13 protein-coding genes are annotated in these 16535 nt (G+C 67.8%); 7 read left to right on the plus strand and 6 right to left on the minus strand.

Going from position 1 to position 16535, the window contains the following annotated elements:
- Nucleotides 1-17 precede the first annotated feature (17 nt).
- The 3 genes from ABL312_RS07925 to ABL312_RS07935 all read left to right on the plus strand — a co-directional run bounded on the left by ABL312_RS07925 (nt 18) and on the right by ABL312_RS07935 (nt 2173).
- A complete protein-coding gene (locus tag ABL312_RS07925; RefSeq protein ID WP_349360843.1) occupies nt 18-416 on the plus strand; it encodes a colicin Z C-terminal domain-related protein in 399 nt (132 codons plus the stop codon).
- Between the two features lie 40 nt (nt 417-456).
- A complete protein-coding gene (locus ABL312_RS07930; RefSeq protein WP_349360844.1) occupies nt 457-1092 on the plus strand; it encodes a hypothetical protein in 636 nt (211 codons plus the stop codon).
- A gap of 445 nt (nt 1093-1537) precedes the next feature.
- Nucleotides 1538-2173 carry a hypothetical protein gene (locus ABL312_RS07935; RefSeq protein ID WP_349360845.1) on the plus strand — a complete coding sequence of 212 codons (636 nt, stop codon included), beginning with the start codon at nt 1538-1540 and terminating at the stop codon, nt 2171-2173.
- A 264-nt stretch (nt 2174-2437) separates the two neighbouring features.
- Here the strand turns inward: ABL312_RS07935 and ABL312_RS07940 are convergent, their stop codons facing one another.
- The 4 genes from ABL312_RS07940 to ABL312_RS07955 all read right to left on the minus strand — a co-directional run bounded on the left by ABL312_RS07940 (nt 2438) and on the right by ABL312_RS07955 (nt 6656).
- On the minus strand, nt 2438-2866 hold the full coding sequence (locus ABL312_RS07940; protein ID WP_349360846.1) for a peptidylprolyl isomerase: 429 nt from the start codon (nt 2864-2866) through the stop codon (nt 2438-2440).
- A gap of 368 nt (nt 2867-3234) precedes the next feature.
- Nucleotides 3235-3876, minus strand: coding sequence for a methyltransferase domain-containing protein (locus ABL312_RS07945; protein ID WP_349360847.1), 642 nt, complete (start codon nt 3874-3876; stop codon nt 3235-3237).
- A gap of 16 nt (nt 3877-3892) precedes the next feature.
- A complete protein-coding gene (locus ABL312_RS07950) occupies nt 3893-4849 on the minus strand; it encodes a D-alanyl-D-alanine carboxypeptidase family protein (RefSeq protein ID WP_349360848.1) in 957 nt (318 codons plus the stop codon).
- A gap of 196 nt (nt 4850-5045) precedes the next feature.
- Nucleotides 5046-6656 carry an EAL domain-containing protein gene (locus ABL312_RS07955; protein ID WP_349360850.1) on the minus strand — a complete coding sequence of 537 codons (1611 nt, stop codon included), beginning with the start codon at nt 6654-6656 and terminating at the stop codon, nt 5046-5048.
- Nucleotides 6657-6804: 148 nt separating this feature from the next.
- Here ABL312_RS07955 and ABL312_RS07960 point away from each other — a divergent pair, with 148 nt between their 5' ends.
- The 3 genes from ABL312_RS07960 to ABL312_RS07970 all read left to right on the plus strand — a co-directional run bounded on the left by ABL312_RS07960 (nt 6805) and on the right by ABL312_RS07970 (nt 11123).
- Entirely contained in the window at nt 6805-7713 is a 909-nt protein-coding gene (locus ABL312_RS07960) for a sugar kinase (protein WP_349360851.1), read from the plus strand.
- 117 nt (nt 7714-7830) lie between these two features.
- Entirely contained in the window at nt 7831-9021 is a 1191-nt protein-coding gene (locus ABL312_RS07965; protein WP_349360852.1) for a hypothetical protein, read from the plus strand.
- Between the two features lie 68 nt (nt 9022-9089).
- Nucleotides 9090-11123, plus strand: coding sequence for a hypothetical protein (locus ABL312_RS07970; RefSeq protein WP_349360853.1), 2034 nt, complete (start codon nt 9090-9092; stop codon nt 11121-11123).
- 86 nt (nt 11124-11209) lie between these two features.
- Here ABL312_RS07970 and ABL312_RS07975 read toward each other — a convergent pair whose 3' ends face one another.
- The gene (locus tag ABL312_RS07975) at nt 11210-13000 is read right to left on the minus strand and encodes an ABC transporter ATP-binding protein (RefSeq protein ID WP_349360854.1); all 1791 of its coding nucleotides are present in this window, start codon (nt 12998-13000) and stop codon (nt 11210-11212) included.
- 50 nt (nt 13001-13050) lie between these two features.
- Nucleotides 13051-14835, minus strand: a complete 1785-nt coding sequence (gene aspS / locus ABL312_RS07980) for an aspartate--tRNA ligase (RefSeq protein WP_349360855.1) — start codon at nt 14833-14835, stop codon at nt 13051-13053.
- 276 nt (nt 14836-15111) lie between these two features.
- Between aspS and rnd the strand changes: the two genes are divergently transcribed.
- Complete coding sequence (rnd, locus tag ABL312_RS07985) at nt 15112-16362, plus strand: ribonuclease D (RefSeq protein ID WP_349360856.1); 1251 nt, start codon at nt 15112-15114, stop codon at nt 16360-16362.
- The last annotated feature ends 173 nt before the right edge of the window (nt 16363-16535 follow it).

The following is a 16535-nucleotide window of genomic DNA, read 5'->3' on the forward strand; positions in this document are numbered from 1 at the left end:
TTCTGAAGGAGATAAAAATGGACGAATTTCATGGAGCGACGGTTAGATCCACCCTGCGTGCCTGTATTGAGAAAAAATACCCTCGACAACCGAAACTCGGTGAACTGAGAATACCTCGCGAGATGAAAACGCGCGGCGGGACGCTCTACGCATTACCGGGACGTTGGGGGCCTTGGCAAACCGTTTACGAGCAGATTGCGGGTGGACCTCGCAGCCTGCGGCTGGAGTTTTGGTCAACCACAGAGACGCCATCAACATTCCGCGTGGAGATTTCGGGCGGCGGCGGTCAACGGTTCGAAAAACTGGGGCCTGGATCTGCAACCATAGAGTTGCGAGAAAACATGGCAACGCACGTTAGAATGCGTGCGCTGAGCGATGGAGTGCTAACACAGCGGATCCGGGTTTCGGTTATCTGACCTCGTTCGGAATACAAACGGAGGAAGGGGTACGACGAACATGAGGTATATTTCAGAGCTTTGGATCGTTCTTGCCGTCACCCTCTTCACCGCCGTGTCCGCGCAAGCGAAAGATGACATGACGCTGCATGTCGTCAGTTCTCTGCACGTCATCAAGGCCACGGACATCGCAGAAATCCGGTCACCAACCCAAGGCGGCGTCAACAAGCACTCCCCCATGGTCCGCCTGAAGCCACACGCCTCGGCGGCTTTGAAGGCCTTTACAGAAGCACGCATCGGCCAGCGCATGAGCGTGGTCGTCTACGACCGGTGCGTGTCGGATGATACACTGATCGCTGATCCTCTCGATGGGACGCGGTTGAGCCTGCACGGCCTGTCGGAGCCTGAGATCTCCATTCTGCTTGAGACAATGGCTGCAGATCCGCGTCCCGACATAACGATCCTGATGGCGTTCCAAGCGCAGGAAAAAATTCCGTTAACCGTAGAGCAGACCCTACAGAGCGACCCCGTAAATCCAGGCATGCCTCACAGGCTCACGACGGCGACAAGAGAGCGGATCGCAGCCCTTCCCATTGACCTAACGCCTGAGACAGCCATCCTGATTTACGACAAGGATGTGGTTGCATACGTTTGGGACTACGATCCCGATACCGGCGTGCTGCGCGTCGGGCACTGAGGGACGGAGCATGCCCGCCCCTTCCCTGCCTCCCAGATTCCGGCTTTCCGCTGCGCTGCAGCCGGGATGACGCCGGCGGAGTGTCCAACGCGTCCCACACGCGTCACCCCGGCCAAGCGACAGCGCGAGCCGGGGTCGGGGAGCCACCGTCGCCGGCGTGGCCGCCACGGCCTCGCCACATACACGACCGCCTCCCCGGACGGAGCGACAGCGGAGATCCGGGGCCCATTGCCCCCCTGCGCGCCTGAGAAAGGATCCGAGCACTGCGACCCACACCGCCGCTCTGGTAGCGATTGGGTGCAGGCTCCCGGCTGTGCCTTGCCCGGCGTGACCCGGGTCAGGACACGCGATTGCACCCGAATTGAGACTTATGGTTGCAGAATTTGCAGGAGTGTCTTTCAGTGAGATCAGACCCGATCCACAGAAGAGACACACAAGCCACCTGATGCCCCGCGCCCTTCGCCCTCTTCTCCCCCTCCTCCTCACAGCGCTCCTCGTCGCGGCGCCGGCGGTGGCGCGGGCGGATTTCACGCTGCATTTGACGCGGGATCGGCTGGCCTTCGGTGTGGAGGACATCGCGCGGGTCGATCCGCCGCCGGGCCGGGGCGCCCACCCCGATGCGCCGGTCGTGCATCTCAAGCCGGCGGCCTCGCGCGTGCTGGAGGCCCATACCGCCGCACTGACGGGGCAGAGCATCAGCCTTGCGGTGCTCGAGACCATCGTCGTCGAGTGGGCGACGGTCGTCGCCGCCCACTCGGGGACCGCGCTGGCGGTGGAGGGGCTATCCGAGGAGGACATCGCCGTGCTGCGGCATGTGATGGAGGTGGATTCGGCGCCCGCGCTCACGGGACTTCTGTTCTACGACACGATGGCGCGGCTGCCGGTCACCATCGCAGGCGTGATCGAGGACCCGGACGAAGCCGACCCCATCGGTTTTCGGCTGACCGACGAGACCGTGGCGCGCCTCGCCGCCCTGCCCGCCCCGCTCGACCGGGACACGGCGCTGCTGACGCTCGGCAACGTGATCCTCTCCGCATGGACCTACGATCCCGATACCGGCGTGCTGCGCGTCGGAAACTGACGGACGGAGCGTGCCCGCCCCGTCCCTGCCTCCCCGATCCCGGCTTTTCGCTGCGCTGCAGCCGGGATGACGCCGGCGGCGTGTCCAACGCGTCCCGCGCGCGTCACCCCGGCGAGGCATCAGCGCGCGCCGGGGGCGGAGAGCCCCCACCGTCGCGGTGCAGGCCCCGCTTCACGGCACACGCGGCCATGGAGGAGGAACGCGCAAACGGAGGGCCGCGCTCGAAGCCCCGACGCGCGGGCCTCCCCTGTCTTGCATCGCCCGTCAGGCGATCTTGACGAGTTCCACGTCGAAGGTCAGCGCCTTGCCGGCGAGCGGATGGTTGGCGTCGAGCAGCACCTTGTCCTCGGTGACGCCGGCGACGACCACGGTCATGGTCTGGCCGTCCTGTGTCTGCACCTGGAGCTGGGTGCCGGGGTCGGTCGGCACGTTTTCCGGCACGGTCGCGCGATCGACGGCATGGACGCGGTCGGGCACATGCTCGCCATAGGCATCCGCCGCCTCGATGCGCACGCTGCGCTTCTCGCCGACTTCCATGCCGGTAACGCCGGCGTCGAGACCGGGAATGATCTGCCCCGATCCGAGTTCGAAGGACAGCGGATCCCGCCCTTCCGAACTGTCGAAGACGGTGCCGTCGTCCAGCTTGCCGGTGTAATGAAGATGCAGCGTGTCGCCCGGCTTTGCCTGGGTCATGGGCACGTTCCTTATTCTTGAAGGGAGAGGTGAATTTGCCGAGGCCGCGCCTGCGCGCCGGGTGCTCGGTGGCTCGACACTCAGGCTGACAAGTCTGACCCGCGATGTAAACCGTGGATTCGGCGCGCTCCCAAGGCGATTTGACCGCCAAGGGTTGAATCGATGCTTGAACGCTAACGCGCAATCGGCCGAATCATCTTCCGAAGACCTGCCGCCAACCGCCTGAAACGACTCGCGAACCGGCGACAGCGCAGGCGCGCCGCGCGCGGGGCGCGCCGCGCTTGAATCGACACCTGAAGTCGCCGCCGAAAAAGTGAATCACCTGATGAAGTTTTCCGGCCAAGCGCGCGAAAAGACTCGCGAATCCCTCAAGCCGGCTTGCGCGCCGCGATGAAATGCGCCGGCGGGCTCTTGGGGAACGTCCCCGTCTCCAGGATCTCCAGACCCGCCGCCCGCATCGCCGCCTCGACCTGCCGGCCCGTCACGAAGCGCACGCGCGGCGCCTTGCCGATAAGCCGCATCGCCGGAACGATCACGCGAAAGACCGGGTTCATCTCTGCGAGACAGATCGTCTTGGACACCATTACCCCGCCCGGCGCCAGCAGCGCGGCCGCCCGGGCGACGGCCGCCTCCAGGTCGTCCAGAAGATGAAAGAAGGAAAACGCCAGCACCGCGTCGTAGAGCCCGTCGGCGGGCGCGAACTCCGCAAGCGCGGATTGCACGAAGCGCAGATCGTCGCGGCCCTCGGCGCGCGCCCTGCCGCGGGCGATCTCGAGCATGGCGGGCGACGCGTCGCTCGCGGTATAGGCGCCGACGCAATCGGCAAGCCGCAGCGCGGTCGCGCCGGTGCCGCACCCCAGCTCCAGCGCCCGCTCCCGTCCGGCGATATGCGCGCGGGTACGTTCCAGCGTGTGCTCGTAGGACGCCACATCCTGGATCGGGCGGGCGGCGTATCTCTCGGCGATCCCGTCCCAGAAACGCGGATCGCCGTCCGGCGTGCGCGCGTTCATGCCGCCCTCCGCCGCGTCACAGATACCGCTCCAGCAGCGCGGTCACCTCGCGGTCGCGGGCACGCTCGCTCTCGCCGCCGAAGACCACGGCGATCACGCGCTTGCCGCCGCGCCGGGCGGAGGCCGCGAGATTGTAGCCCGCGAGGCGAATGTAGCCGGTCTTGATCCCGTCCACCCCGGCAACCTGCCCCAGCAGGTTGTTCGTCGTCTCGAAGGTGCGCCCGTTGTAGGTGAAGCTGCGCGCGGTGAAGGCCCGCGCGAACCCCGCGTGGCGGCTCTTGAGGGCCCGCGCGAGGATCGCCATGTCGCGCGCCGTCGTCACCTGGCGCGGATCGGGAAGGCCGGAGGCGTTGACGAAGCGGGTGCGCCGCATGCCCAGGCTGCGCGCCTTGGCCGTCATCTGTTGGGCGAAGGCACGTTCCGATCCTGAGAGATTTTCCGCGACGACGACCGCCACGTCATTGGCCGACTTGACCGCAAGCGCCGAGATCGCCTGGCGCACGGTGATCGGCTGCCCCGCCTTGACGCCGATCCTGGCCGGCGGGCGGGCGGCCGCTTCGGCCGAGACATCAAGCGGCGTGTCGAGCGTGACGCGCCCGGTCGAGACGGCATCGAACAGAAGATACAGCGTCATCATCTTGGTGAGCGAGGCGGGATAGCGCAGCGCGTCGGCGTCTTCTTCGTGCAGCACCGCGCCCGAGGCCGCGTCCACCACGATGGCCGCATGGGCGCGCGCCGTGGCGCGGTCCGTCGCGGCAAGCCCGAGCTCGGAGACCTGGCCCGGCATCTCCACGCGCGGCGCGGTCTGGACCAGCGCGGCCTGCGGGGGCGGGGCGACGGTCTCCGCCGCACGCGCCGAGCCCTGCGGCGGCGCGGTCTGGCAACCGGCGAGCGCCAGCGCGAGACCGGTGAAAAGGATCGCCGCCGCACGCGCGCGGCGGAACAGGGAGAAGGGCTTGGTCGAAACGGTCATCGCGGGCCGGCGGGTTGCGGGGTGACGGACACGGGTGTCGAGGCCGCGCGCGCTGGAAGCCTCGAAGCCCGCGCACCATATCGGACGGCGGCCCGCGGTGGAAGCGCGGGAGACCGCGCAGTCGGGGAACGCCCGGGGCGGATCGGCGGCAGCGACGGCGGGTGCGCCGGATGCGGCGGACGGCTCTCAGGCCGCGTCAGGCGACCTGCGTCCCGGCCCCCTCGCCCTCCTCGCCCGCATCGTCGCCGCTCGCCGACAGCGCATTGGCCAGGTCGATGAACAGATTGGCCGGCAGCGGCGGGGCGAAGATGTAGCCTTGCGCGGCCGAGACGCCGAGTTCGCGCAGGCGCTCGATCTGCTCCATGGTCTCCACGCCCTCCGCGATGATGCCCATGCCGAGGTTGTCCGCCAGTTCCACCATGGTGTCGACGATGGTGGTGGAGTTGTCGTCGGTCCCCAGGCTGTCGACGAACATCTTGTCGATCTTGATGATGTCGATGCCGAGCTTCTGCAGGTAGGCGAAGCCGCCATGGCCGGTGCCCACGTCGTCGAGGGCGACGCGCACGCCCATGGCCTGCATCTCGGCGATGATCTTGCGGGCCGTGTCCATGTCCGACAGCGGCTGGCGCTCGGTCACTTCCATCACCACCTGCTGGAAGGCGATCTTCGAGCCGCCGTAGATCTGCTTGATGTCCTCCACCACCTGCCGGTCCTCGAAATGACCGGCGAAGAGGTTGATGGACAGCTTGAAATCCGGGTTCTTGTAATAAAGATCGCCGACCTCGTCGCAGGTCTTGCGCATCACCTGGCGCGTCATCTCGAAGATGTGGCCCGAGGTCTCGGCGAAGGTCATGAAGGCGCCGGGCGACACCACGGACCCGTCCGGACGGACCCAGCGCATCAGCACCTCGCAGCCGCGCAGCCGCCCGGTCTCGATGTCCATGACGGGCTGATAATAGGGCACGAATTCGCCCTTGCGGATCGCCTGGACGAAATCGTCCTCCGCCTCGCTGTCGGGCCGCCAGGACACCCACACGCCGACGCCGACGAAGAGGATCGCGAAGCCGACGCAGGCGATGGCGGCGACGACCTTGAGATCGCGCACCAGATTGGCGCCGGCCGAGGCCGGTGCGGTGACGACGGCGGTCATCGGGTATTTCTCGGAAGCGACCTCCACGACGAGATCGTGGTCGGGGTGGGGCCCGGCGCCCGCGCCGGTTTCGCCGGAGCGCAGCCACACGACGCCCTCGCCGAGCGTCAGTTCCACCCGCCGGTGGGCGCGCAGGTATTCGGGCCCGGGATCGATGGCGATCGCCACCGGCGCGATTTCCGCGAGCAGGCGGTTGCCGTTGCCGATTCGCCAGCTGATCAGCGCCACATGGCTGCCCTCGAAGGAGCGCTCGCGCATGCCGATGCCGACCAGCGGGGCATCCGCGCGGAGCACCGGCAGCACCGGCTCGCCGGAGTTCGCCTGCTCGGGCACCGTGCACATCTGCACGCCGGCGGCGTTGACGACGCCGATCATCTGCACGAAGGGCGCGGCGATCACCGCCTCGCGATAGGCCGCCCGGTCCATGCCGGCGCAGGTGACGAAGCCGCCCTGGTGCAGTTTCTGAAGCGCCTGCACCGCATCGCCGATGGCCTTTTCCGCGCGCAGCACGTAGCGCTCCGCCACGGCCGTCATCTCGGTGCGCGCCTGGGTCACCGCATAGCTGTTCAGGATGTAATTCGCCGCAACCAGCGGCGCGATCGCGAGCCCGAGCGCGATCAGAAGCGTCCTGAAAAAGAGGGTATAGCGATGCGACACGGCGGATTCCGGCATTGAAGGGCGCGCCCATCATGCCCACCCTTCGTAAATGACCCCTGAAGAGGCCCGGACGCTTTGACAAAAAGTCGGGAGGCGGTACCAATCAGGGGTCCCGCCCCCCCGTCCGCACCCGGAGAGCGAGCACCACATGCAGGCACTGTTCATCGGCCAGGCCTATATCGACGTGACCTTCCTGACCGACGCGCTGCCCACCGGCGATGAAAAGGCGATCGCGCGCGACTACGCCGTCAGCTTCGGCGGCAATGCCGTCACCGCGGGCTTCACCTGCGCAAGTCTCGGGATCCGGCCCGACATCATGTGCTCGCAAGCGGACGACTGGCTGGCGCGCATGTTCCTCGACATGGCCGCGAAATACGGGATCTCCGTCCACGGGCGCAAGGTGCGGGAATCCTCGCTCTCCTTCATCATGCCCAACGACGGCAAGCGGGCCATCGTCCGCTGCCGCGACAATGCCTTCCTGCATCCGTTTCAGGATCTGAACCTCGCCGGCTGCCGGGCGCTGCATCTCGACGGGCATATGCCCGACGCCGCGCTGCATTACGCCCGCGCCTGCCGCGCCGCCGGCATCCTCACCTCGCTCGACGGCGGGGCGGTGCGCGACAACACGCGCGAGCTGCTGCCCTTCATCGATGTCGCCGTCGTCTCGGCCCGCTTCTGCGAGCAGCTCGGCCTCGGCGTCCCCGAAACGCTGGAGTATCTGCGCGGCTGCGGCTGTCGCGTCGGCGGCGTGACGCTCGGCGACGAGGGCCTGTTCTGGTACGAGGGCACGGGCGCCATCGCCCATATGCCGGCGCTCGACGTGCCGTCGGAGCTGGTGGTCGACACCAATGGCGCCGGCGACGTGTTCCACGGCGCCTATCTCTATTCCTATCTCGAGGCGCCGGACCGCGGCTGGGCGGAGCATTTCCGCTTTGCCCGCGCGGCCTCCGCCCATGCGATCCAGCATCTCGGCAACGAGGCGAGCCTGCCCCGGCTGGAAGACGTGCAGACGGCGATGACGCGCTGGCCCGAGAAGCAGAGGCTGCCGGTCGCCTGACATTCCGCTCTGGACGTTCGGGGACCGAGGCTTGTTCTCGCCCCGATCTTGCGACATCGTACCGCTGCCGCCGGCAGGGAGCGGCGCCTTCGCACCCCGAACTCCGGAGATTTCTCTATGAAGCATTCGCCCCATCGTCCGGCCGTGATTCTCGCGCTTGCCGGACCGCTGCTGCTGCCCCTGCCGGCCGCGGCCTTCGACGCCACCGGCAACGCGATCGCCGACCGGTTCCTGGAAACCGTCGACGCCGGCAACGCCTCCGTCACCGGCTACGACGCGGTGTCCGAAAGCGACGGCGTGGTGATCATCACCGGCCTCACCGCGACCATCCAGGACGATGACGACACCTCCCGGCTGAGCGTCGCGACGACCGAGATCGAGAATGGCGCGCTTGCGACGGACGGCGGGCTGACCGCCGCCTTTCTGGAAATGCGCACCGTCGTGATCGAGGCTGCCGACGGCGACGACGACGTGCGTGTCACGGTCGAGGCCATCGCCATCAGCGACCCCGTCCTGCCGGCGCCGGACACGGTGCGCACCTCGCCCGACGGCGACGGGCTGGCGCCGTCCTATTCGCGCGCGGAGCTGACGGGGCTCGTCATCGAGACCGAGGACGAGGGGACCATTCCCATCGCCCGCGCCGTCGCCATGATCGACCGCATGGACGGCGATCTGCCGACCGCCGGCTCGATCCTGGTGGAAGGCATCCAGATCGAGGCGGACGCCCTCGACGAGGACGAACGCGAGGCGCTGGCGGAGCTCGGCTACGACAGCCTGACGCTGACGCTGGAAGCCCGCGCCGACTGGGAGCCCGACACCGGTGCCCTGGTCGTCGACACATTGACGATCTCCGGCGAGAACGCCGGAACGCTGACCGCCTCGCTGCGGCTCGCGGGCCTGACGCGCGAGGTCGTCGAACAGCTCGACGCGGCGCAGGACAATCCGGAACAGGCCATGGGCCTGATGCAGGGCCTCCTGCTGGAGGAAATCACCCTGCGCATCGACAACGCCTCGCTGATCGAGCGGGTGCTCGACAGGCAGGCGGAGGAAGCGGGGACGACGCGCGAGGCCTTCGTGGAGCAGCTCGCCGGGGCCCTGCCGATGATGCTGTCGATCCTCGACAACGCGGAGTTCCAGACCCGGGTCGCGGATGCCGCCGGCACCTTCCTGCGCGATCCGCAATCGCTCTCGGCGACCGCGAAGCCCGCCGCACCCGTGGCCTTCGCCCAGATCCTCGGCACCGCCATGATGGCGCCGCAGGCCTTGCCCGATATCCTCGGGGTCACGATCCTGGCCAACGAGAACTGAGTTTGTCTTGCGGGAGGGCCACGGCCCTCCCCTTTCGTTTCCGCTCTGGCACCATGGATCGTCTTGTCATGCCCTTGCCCGCTTCCCGTACCCGTCTCGGCGCAGCCTTGCTCGCCGCAACCCTTCTTGCGCCCGTCGCGGCGCAGGCCAACCCGGCGGCCGATGCCGTCGACGCCTTCTTCGACTGGGCCCGCGCCACCGGCGCGACCGTCGCCGACTACGGAACCCTGGAGGAGACCGGCCCGGCGGACGCCATCCTGCGCGATGCGCAGCTGGAATGGGCCTTCTCCTTTTCGCTGGGCGAAACGACGTTCGACCTCGACCTCACCCTCGATGCGCCGGAAACCCGGCTCTTCGGTGCGGCGGCCGACGATCGCGGCGTGGCCTTCACCCGCTTCGAGCAACCGGGGGCACACGAGATCCGCGTCAGCGGCACGGTGACGGAGGACGGCGACACGGAGCCGTTCGAAGTCACGATCCGGCAGTACGATCTCGTCTCAGAGAACTACTACCAGCCGGTCTTGGAGATTGCGTCGGACCCGGAGCGCCCGATCTCGCGGTTCCTTCCGGCCCTCGTCGCCAGCCTCGACACCCGCGCCGACAGCACGACGATCCGCGCCATCGATACGGTGACGCGCCTGCCGGACGAGGGCGAGACGACAGAGCGCTACGAAGGCGTCACGGTAACCGGCGTGGCGCAGGGCCGCGCCGAATCCTATCGCGTCGAGCGCACCGTTTCGCAGACCCGCATTCCCGACCAGGCGGACGGCGCCTTCAGCCTGCGCCAGGAGATCGGCCCGCAGGAGCTGACCGGGCTCGACGTGAGGCCGCTGATGCGTCTGTTCGGCCTTCTGCCGGCAGATACGGACGTTGGCGAAACGATTCTCGAGGCGAGCGATCTGGCCGATCTCGAGGTCACGGCCGGAGAGATATCCGGCGGCGTGAAACGCATCGTCTCCGCCGGCGCCCGGGTCGCGGGGGACGCCGTGCCCTTCGATCTCGCGCCGCTGCTCGACCGCATTACGCTCGGCACCTTCGATCCCGACGAGGCCGAGACGCTGGCCCTTCTGCGCGACCTGCTCACCACGCTGGAGGCGATCTCCATCGACAGGTTCGACGCGACCGCCCTTGCGGTCTCCGCGCCCGAGGTGACGGGGACGCTCGACGCGCTGCGGCTGCGCGAGGCGTCCTACCGCGGCGTGTCCGACTTTTCGCTCACGGGGCTGTCGCTCTCCACAGCCGAGGACAACACGTCGGTCTCCCTCGACCGCTTCCGCCTCGGCGATCTGGTGATCCCCCCACTGGCCGAGTATGTCGGCCTTATCGCCGAGAGCGACATCGGCGAGCCGCCCATGGACGCGGTCCTCGCAGGCCTGCCGAAGCTCGGGACGCTCGAGCTGGACGCGCTCGACGTCACCTCCGATGCCCTTCCCGCGCCCGTCGCCATCGGCCGCTATCTGCTGAGCATGCGCGATCACATCGGTCCGATCCCCACGGAGATCGAAAGCCGGACCCAGGATGCGCAGTTCCCGGTGTCGGCCCTCGACGACGCGGATGCGGAAGCCCTGTTCACCCGGCTCGGCCTGTCTGCCCTGCGCTACGCCGACGAGATGCGCCTGCGCTGGGACGAAACCGACCAGACGCTGTCGCTCGCACCGATGACGGTGGAAATCGAGGGCGGCGGAAGCATGGATCTGGAGCTCGAAATCGGCGGCGTCCCGCGCTTCGTCTTCGAGCGGCCGATGCAGGCCCAGGCCGCGCTCGCGACCGCCACGGTGAACAAGGGCCGGCTGGAAATCCGCGACGCGCGCCTGATCGAGGCCTTTATCGCCGAACAGGCGGAGGCCGCCGGCCTGTCGCCCGAAACGCTGGCGCTCGGGCTGGCCGATCAGGCCATGAGCGACCTCGGTCCGATGCGCGACACGCCCTTCGGCCGCAGCCTGCACGCCGCGCTCAAGGCCTTCCTGGTCTCGCCCGATCACCTGGTGATCACGGTCGAGCCGCAGGCGCCCGTGCCCGCGACCCAGATCCTCGGGCTCTTCGCGACCACGCCGACGATGCTTCCCGAATTGCTGAACGTGGCGATCGCCGCCAATCCCTGACGCACACGCGCCGCCCGCAACGGGCGGCGCGTCCCGTCGCGCAGGCCGGGAGAACGTTCAGGTGGGTGAAAGCTTCGGGCGCGCGGCTAGTCTGCCGTTGCCGTCTCGGCGAATTGCAGGTCGCACAGGCGCTTGTAGAGCCCGCCATGGGCATAGAGCTCGGCATGGGTGCCGCGCTCCAGAACGCGCCCCTTGTCCATCACCACGATCTGCTGCGCCTCGCGCACGGTGGCGAGGCGATGGGCGATCACCAGTGTCGTGCGCCCCCGCATGAGCCGGGCAAGCGCGGCCTGGATCTTGGCTTCCGATTCCGAATCGAGCGCCGACGTCGCTTCGTCGAGCAGCAGGATCGGCGCGTCGCGCAGAAGCGCCCGGGCGATGGCGACGCGCTGACGCTGACCGCCGGACAGGCGGCTGCCGCCCTCGCCCACCCGCGTGTCGTAACCGTCGTCGAGCGCGAGGATGAACTCCTCGGCATTGGCCTCGCGCGCGGCCCGGCGAATGTCGTCCTCGCTGGCGCCCGGACGCCCGATGGCGATGTTGTCGCGCACGCTGAGATCGAACAGGAAGGTGTCCTGCGACACCAGCGCGATGCGTCCCCGCAGATCGGTGAGATCCGCGCCGCGAATATCCGTGCCGTCGATGGTCACCCGCCCCTCGTTGGGGTCGTAGAAGCGCTCCAGCAATCCGAACACGGTGGATTTTCCGGCCCCCGAGGGGCCGACGAGCGCCGTCACCTCGCCGGGACGCGCCTCGAAGTCGAGCCCGTCCAGCGCCGGCACCTCGCCATAGCGGAAATGCACGTCCTCGAAGCGCACGCGCCCCTCGCGGATGGGCAGCGGCGTGGCGCCTGGCGTCTCCGGCTCCCCGCTTTCGCGGTCGAGGATCTCGTACATCAGCCGCACGCCGACCACATGGGCCGAAAGGTTCACGTTGAGCCGCGCCAGCCGGCGCGCCGGATCGTAGGCGAGCAGCAGCGCGGTAATGAAGGCGAAGAAGGCGCCCGGATCGTTGCCGCGTTCGATCACCGCGAAGCCGCCGTAGAGGATCACGCAGGCGATCGCGATGCCGCCGAGCGTTTCCATGATCGGCGAGGTGCGCGCGGTGAGCCGGGTGATCTTGTTGGCCTGAAGCTCGACATCCGCGACGGCCACATCCATCTCGCCGCGCAGGCGGTCTTCGACGGAGAAGGCCTTGACGATCCGGATGCCCGAGACGGCCTGCTGGGCAATCGACAGGATGCGTGTCATCGACACGAACTGCGACTTGGCGACCCGCCGCACGCGGCGCACCAGCCCCGCGATCAGGATGATCGCCGGCGGCATGATCACCAGCGCAATCAGGCTCATCAGGGGGTCCTGCGCGATCATCACGCCGACCAGCGCGATCACCGTCAGCAGATCGCGCCCGAGCGCGGTGACGATCAGTTCGAGCGCCGCGCGCGCGGCAATCGCATTGTGCTGCAGCCGCGTCGCCAGATCGCCGAGCCCGTTGGTCTCGAAGAAGGCGACGTTCTGCCGGGTGATCGCCTCGAACAGGCGCGATTGCGTGCGCGCGACGATGGCGTTGCCGATCTGCCCGAGAATGACGAATTGCCCATAGGTGGCCGCGCCCTTGAGCGTGAAGATCGCCAGCACGAAGCCGGCGATCAGCCACACCATCTGAAGGTTGCGCTCCAGAAACACCTGATTGATCACATCGCGCATGATCCAGGCGCTCGCCGCCGTGCAGGCGGCGACGATGCCCATCATGACGAAGGCGATCGCATAGCGCGGCGCATAGGCGCGCGCATTCTCCATCACCAGACGGCGGAGCACGAAGAGCGCGCCGTCGGTGTCGGAGAACAGGAGGGCATCGAGCCGCTTCAGCACGTCCATGGCATCCGGTCCGCTGGCCCGGTTCTAAAGTGGCGGCGCCGTGGCCCGCCCTATCCGTTGTCCGGCAGGTTGAGGCGCAGATGAAGCTCGCGCAACTGCTTCGCCGTCGCCTCGCTGGGCGCGCCCATCAACAGGTCGTTGGCCTGCTGGTTCATCGGGAACAGCGTCACCTCGCGCAGGTTGATCGCCCCGACGAGCAGCATCACGATACGGTCGATACCGGCCGCCATGCCGCCGTGCGGCGGCGCGCCGTAATGGAAGGCGCGATAGAGCCCGCCAAAGCGCTCCTCGACCACCTTGGCGTCGAGCCCGACGATCCCGAAGGCCTTGACCATCACTTCCGGCAGATGGTTGCGGATGCCGCCCGAGGCGATTTCATAGCCGTTGCAGACGAGATCGTACTGCCACGCCTTGATGTTGAGCGGGTCTTCCGTCTCCAGCGCCCCCAGACCGCCGCGCGGCATGGTGAAGGGGTTGTGGCCGAAGTCGACGCGCTGCTCTTCCTCGTCCCATTCGTAGAAGGGAAAGTCCACGATCCAGGCCAGCGCGAAGCGGTCGCGATCGATGAGATCGAGATCGGCGCCGGCCTTGTCGCGCGCCTTGCCGGCGAAGTCGGCGAATTTCTTCGGATCGCCGGCGGCGAAGAAACAGGCGTCGCCCGGCTTGAGGCCGAGTTGCAGGCGGATCGCCTCGGTGCGCTCCGCGCCGATGTTCTTGGCGATCGGTCCCGCGCCCTCGACCTGGCCGTTTTCCTCGCGCCAGAAGATGTAGCCGAGCCCCGGCTGCCCCTCGCCCTGCGCCCAGGAGTTCATCCGGTCGCAGAAGGCCCGGCTGCCGCCGGTCCTGGCCGGGATCGCCCAGACCGCGTTCTTGGCGTCTTCCAGAAGGCGCGCGAAGACCTTGAAGCCCGAGCCGCGGAAATGTTCCGACACGTCTTCCATGACGATGGGGTTGCGCAGGTCCGGCTTGTCGGTGCCGTACTTGAGGATCGCCTCGTCATAGGGAATGCGCGGGAAGATCTCGGTCACCGGCTTGCCGCCGGCGAACTCCTCGAACACGCCGCGAATGACCGGCTCCATGGCCTGGAACACGTCCTCCTGCTCGACGAAGCTCATCTCCATGTCGAGCTGGTAGAATTCGCCCGGCAGCCGGTCGGCGCGCGGATCCTCGTCGCGGAAGCACGGCGCGATCTGGAAGTAGCGGTCGAAGCCCGAGACCATCAGCAGCTGCTTGAACTGCTGCGGCGCCTGCGGCAGCGCGTAGAACTTGCCCGGATGGATGCGCGAGGGCACCAGGAAGTCGCGCGCGCCCTCCGGCGAGGAGGCGGTCAGGATCGGCGTCTGGAATTCGGTGAAGCCGGTCTGCTCCATGCGCCGGCGGATCGAGGCGATGATCTTCGACCGCGTGACGATGTTGGCGTGCAGCGTCTCGCGGCGCAGGTCGAGGAAGCGGTAGGTCAGCCGGATGTCTTCCGGATACTCCGGCTCGGCGAAGACCGGCAGCGGCAGCTCCTTGGCGGAGCCGAGAATCTCAAGCTCGCGGATGAACACCTCGACGTGGCCCGTCGGCAGGTTCTCGTTGGTGGTCTCGTCCGAGCGGCGCTTGACCTCGCCGTCGATGCGGATGCACCACTCCGCCCGCACGCTCTCGGCGAGCGCGAAGGCCTGCGAGTCCGGGTCGACCACGCATTGCGTGATGCCGTAATGGTCGCGCAGGTCGATGAACAGCAGGCCGCCGTGATCCCGGACCCGATGCACCCAGCCCGACAGCCGCGCGACGTCGCCGACATGGGTTTCGCGCAGTTCTCCGCACGTGTGGCTGCGATAGCGATGCATTTCGTCCTCGATTGACCGGGCTTTGGAAATGGGGTCGCGCGGGGCATGGCCGGGGGCCGACCGGTGCGCGATTGATGCGCCGTGCACAAGCCACGCCACGGCGACAAAGTCAAGGCGGGCCCGGCGTACCGGCAATCCCGTATCGTCCCGCGAAACACGGAAAATGCGCTTGCGAAGGGCGCGTTCTTGCCGGAAAACGATCTGCCCGACGGCCCCGTTTTCACGGCGGTTTCGTGGCGACAAGCCGACAGCATTGCGATATACCTGCCGATCACCATGCATATGATAACGACGACCCCCGAACTCGCCGAAGCCTGTCAGCGCCTTGCCGGGCACGACTTCGTCACCGTCGACACCGAGTTTCTGCGCGAGACGACCTTCTGGCCGAAACTCTGCGTGATCCAGATGGCGAGCCCCGACGAGGCCGTCCTCGTCGACGCGCTGGCCGACGGTCTCGACCTTGCCCCCTTCTTCGAGCTCATGCGCAACGAGGCGGTGGTCAAGGTGTTTCATGCCGCGCGGCAGGACATCGAGATCGTCTACCATCTGGGCGGCTTCATCCCCCACCCGGTCTTCGACACGCAGGTCGCGGCGATGGTCTGCGGCTTCGGCGATTCGATTTCCTACGATCAGCTGGTGCATCGCGTCACCGCCGTGCGGATCGACAAGTCCTCGCGCTTCACCGACTGGTCGCGCCGCCCCTTGAGCGACAAGCAGCTGACCTATGCGCTGGCCGACGTCACCCATCTGCGGGACGTCTACCGCTTCCTGAAGGCCAATCTCGCCGAGCAGAACCGCAGCCACTGGGTCGCCGACGAGATGGAGATCCTGACCTCCGTCGGCACCTATCGCAACGAGCCGCAGGACGCCTGGAAGCGCCTGAAGCTTCGGGTGCGCAAGCCGATCGAGTTCGCGGTGCTGCAGGAACTCGCCGCCTGGCGCGAACGCGAGGCGCACAATCGCGACGTGCCGCGCAATCGCATCCTCAAGGACGATGCGATCTACGAGATCGCCGCCCAGCAGCCGACGAGCACGCAGGCGCTCGCCGCCCTGCGCACGATCCCGCGCGGCTTCGAGCGCTCGCGCACGGCGGAGGACATTCTCACCGCCGTCAAGCGCGCCCTCGACCTGCCCAAGGAGCAGCTCCCCCAGGTGCCCAAGGGCCGCACCGCGCCCGACGGATCGGCCGCCGCCGTCGATCTCCTGAAGGTGCTGCTGAAGCTGGTGAGCGAGGCGCAGGGCGTCGCCGCCAAGGTGATCGCCACGGTCGAGGATCTGGAGAAGATCGCCGCCAGCGACGAGGCCGACGTGGCCGCGCTCAAGGGCTGGCGTCGCGAGTTGTTCGGCGAGGCGGCGCTGAAGCTCAAGCGCGGGGAAGTGGCGCTCGCCTTCAACGGCAAGCGCATCGTCGCCGTCGATCAGGACGAACCGGTCCAGGCGCCGCAGGCCGCGGCCTCGCGCAAACGGCGCGGCAACCGCCAGAAGGATCAGAAGAACCAGACGGAAAAGATCGCGGCCGCGCAATAGCGCGGCCCGGCGTCTTCGCGAGGTCTTTTGCCGCGGGTCAGCCCGCCCCTCGCCGTCCCTCGCGTTCCCGGTCCCCTGCTCGCTCGCCCCGCCGTTTCTCTTCCCTGCTCTCTCCCTTCCCCCTGTACTGTTGAAGGGCCGCAGGATCGGCGCGCGCGGTGACGGCCGCGCGC

Origin of the sequence: Stappia sp. (assembly GCF_040110915.1) — a bacterium.
Taxonomy (GTDB): domain Bacteria; phylum Pseudomonadota; class Alphaproteobacteria; order Rhizobiales; family Stappiaceae; genus Stappia.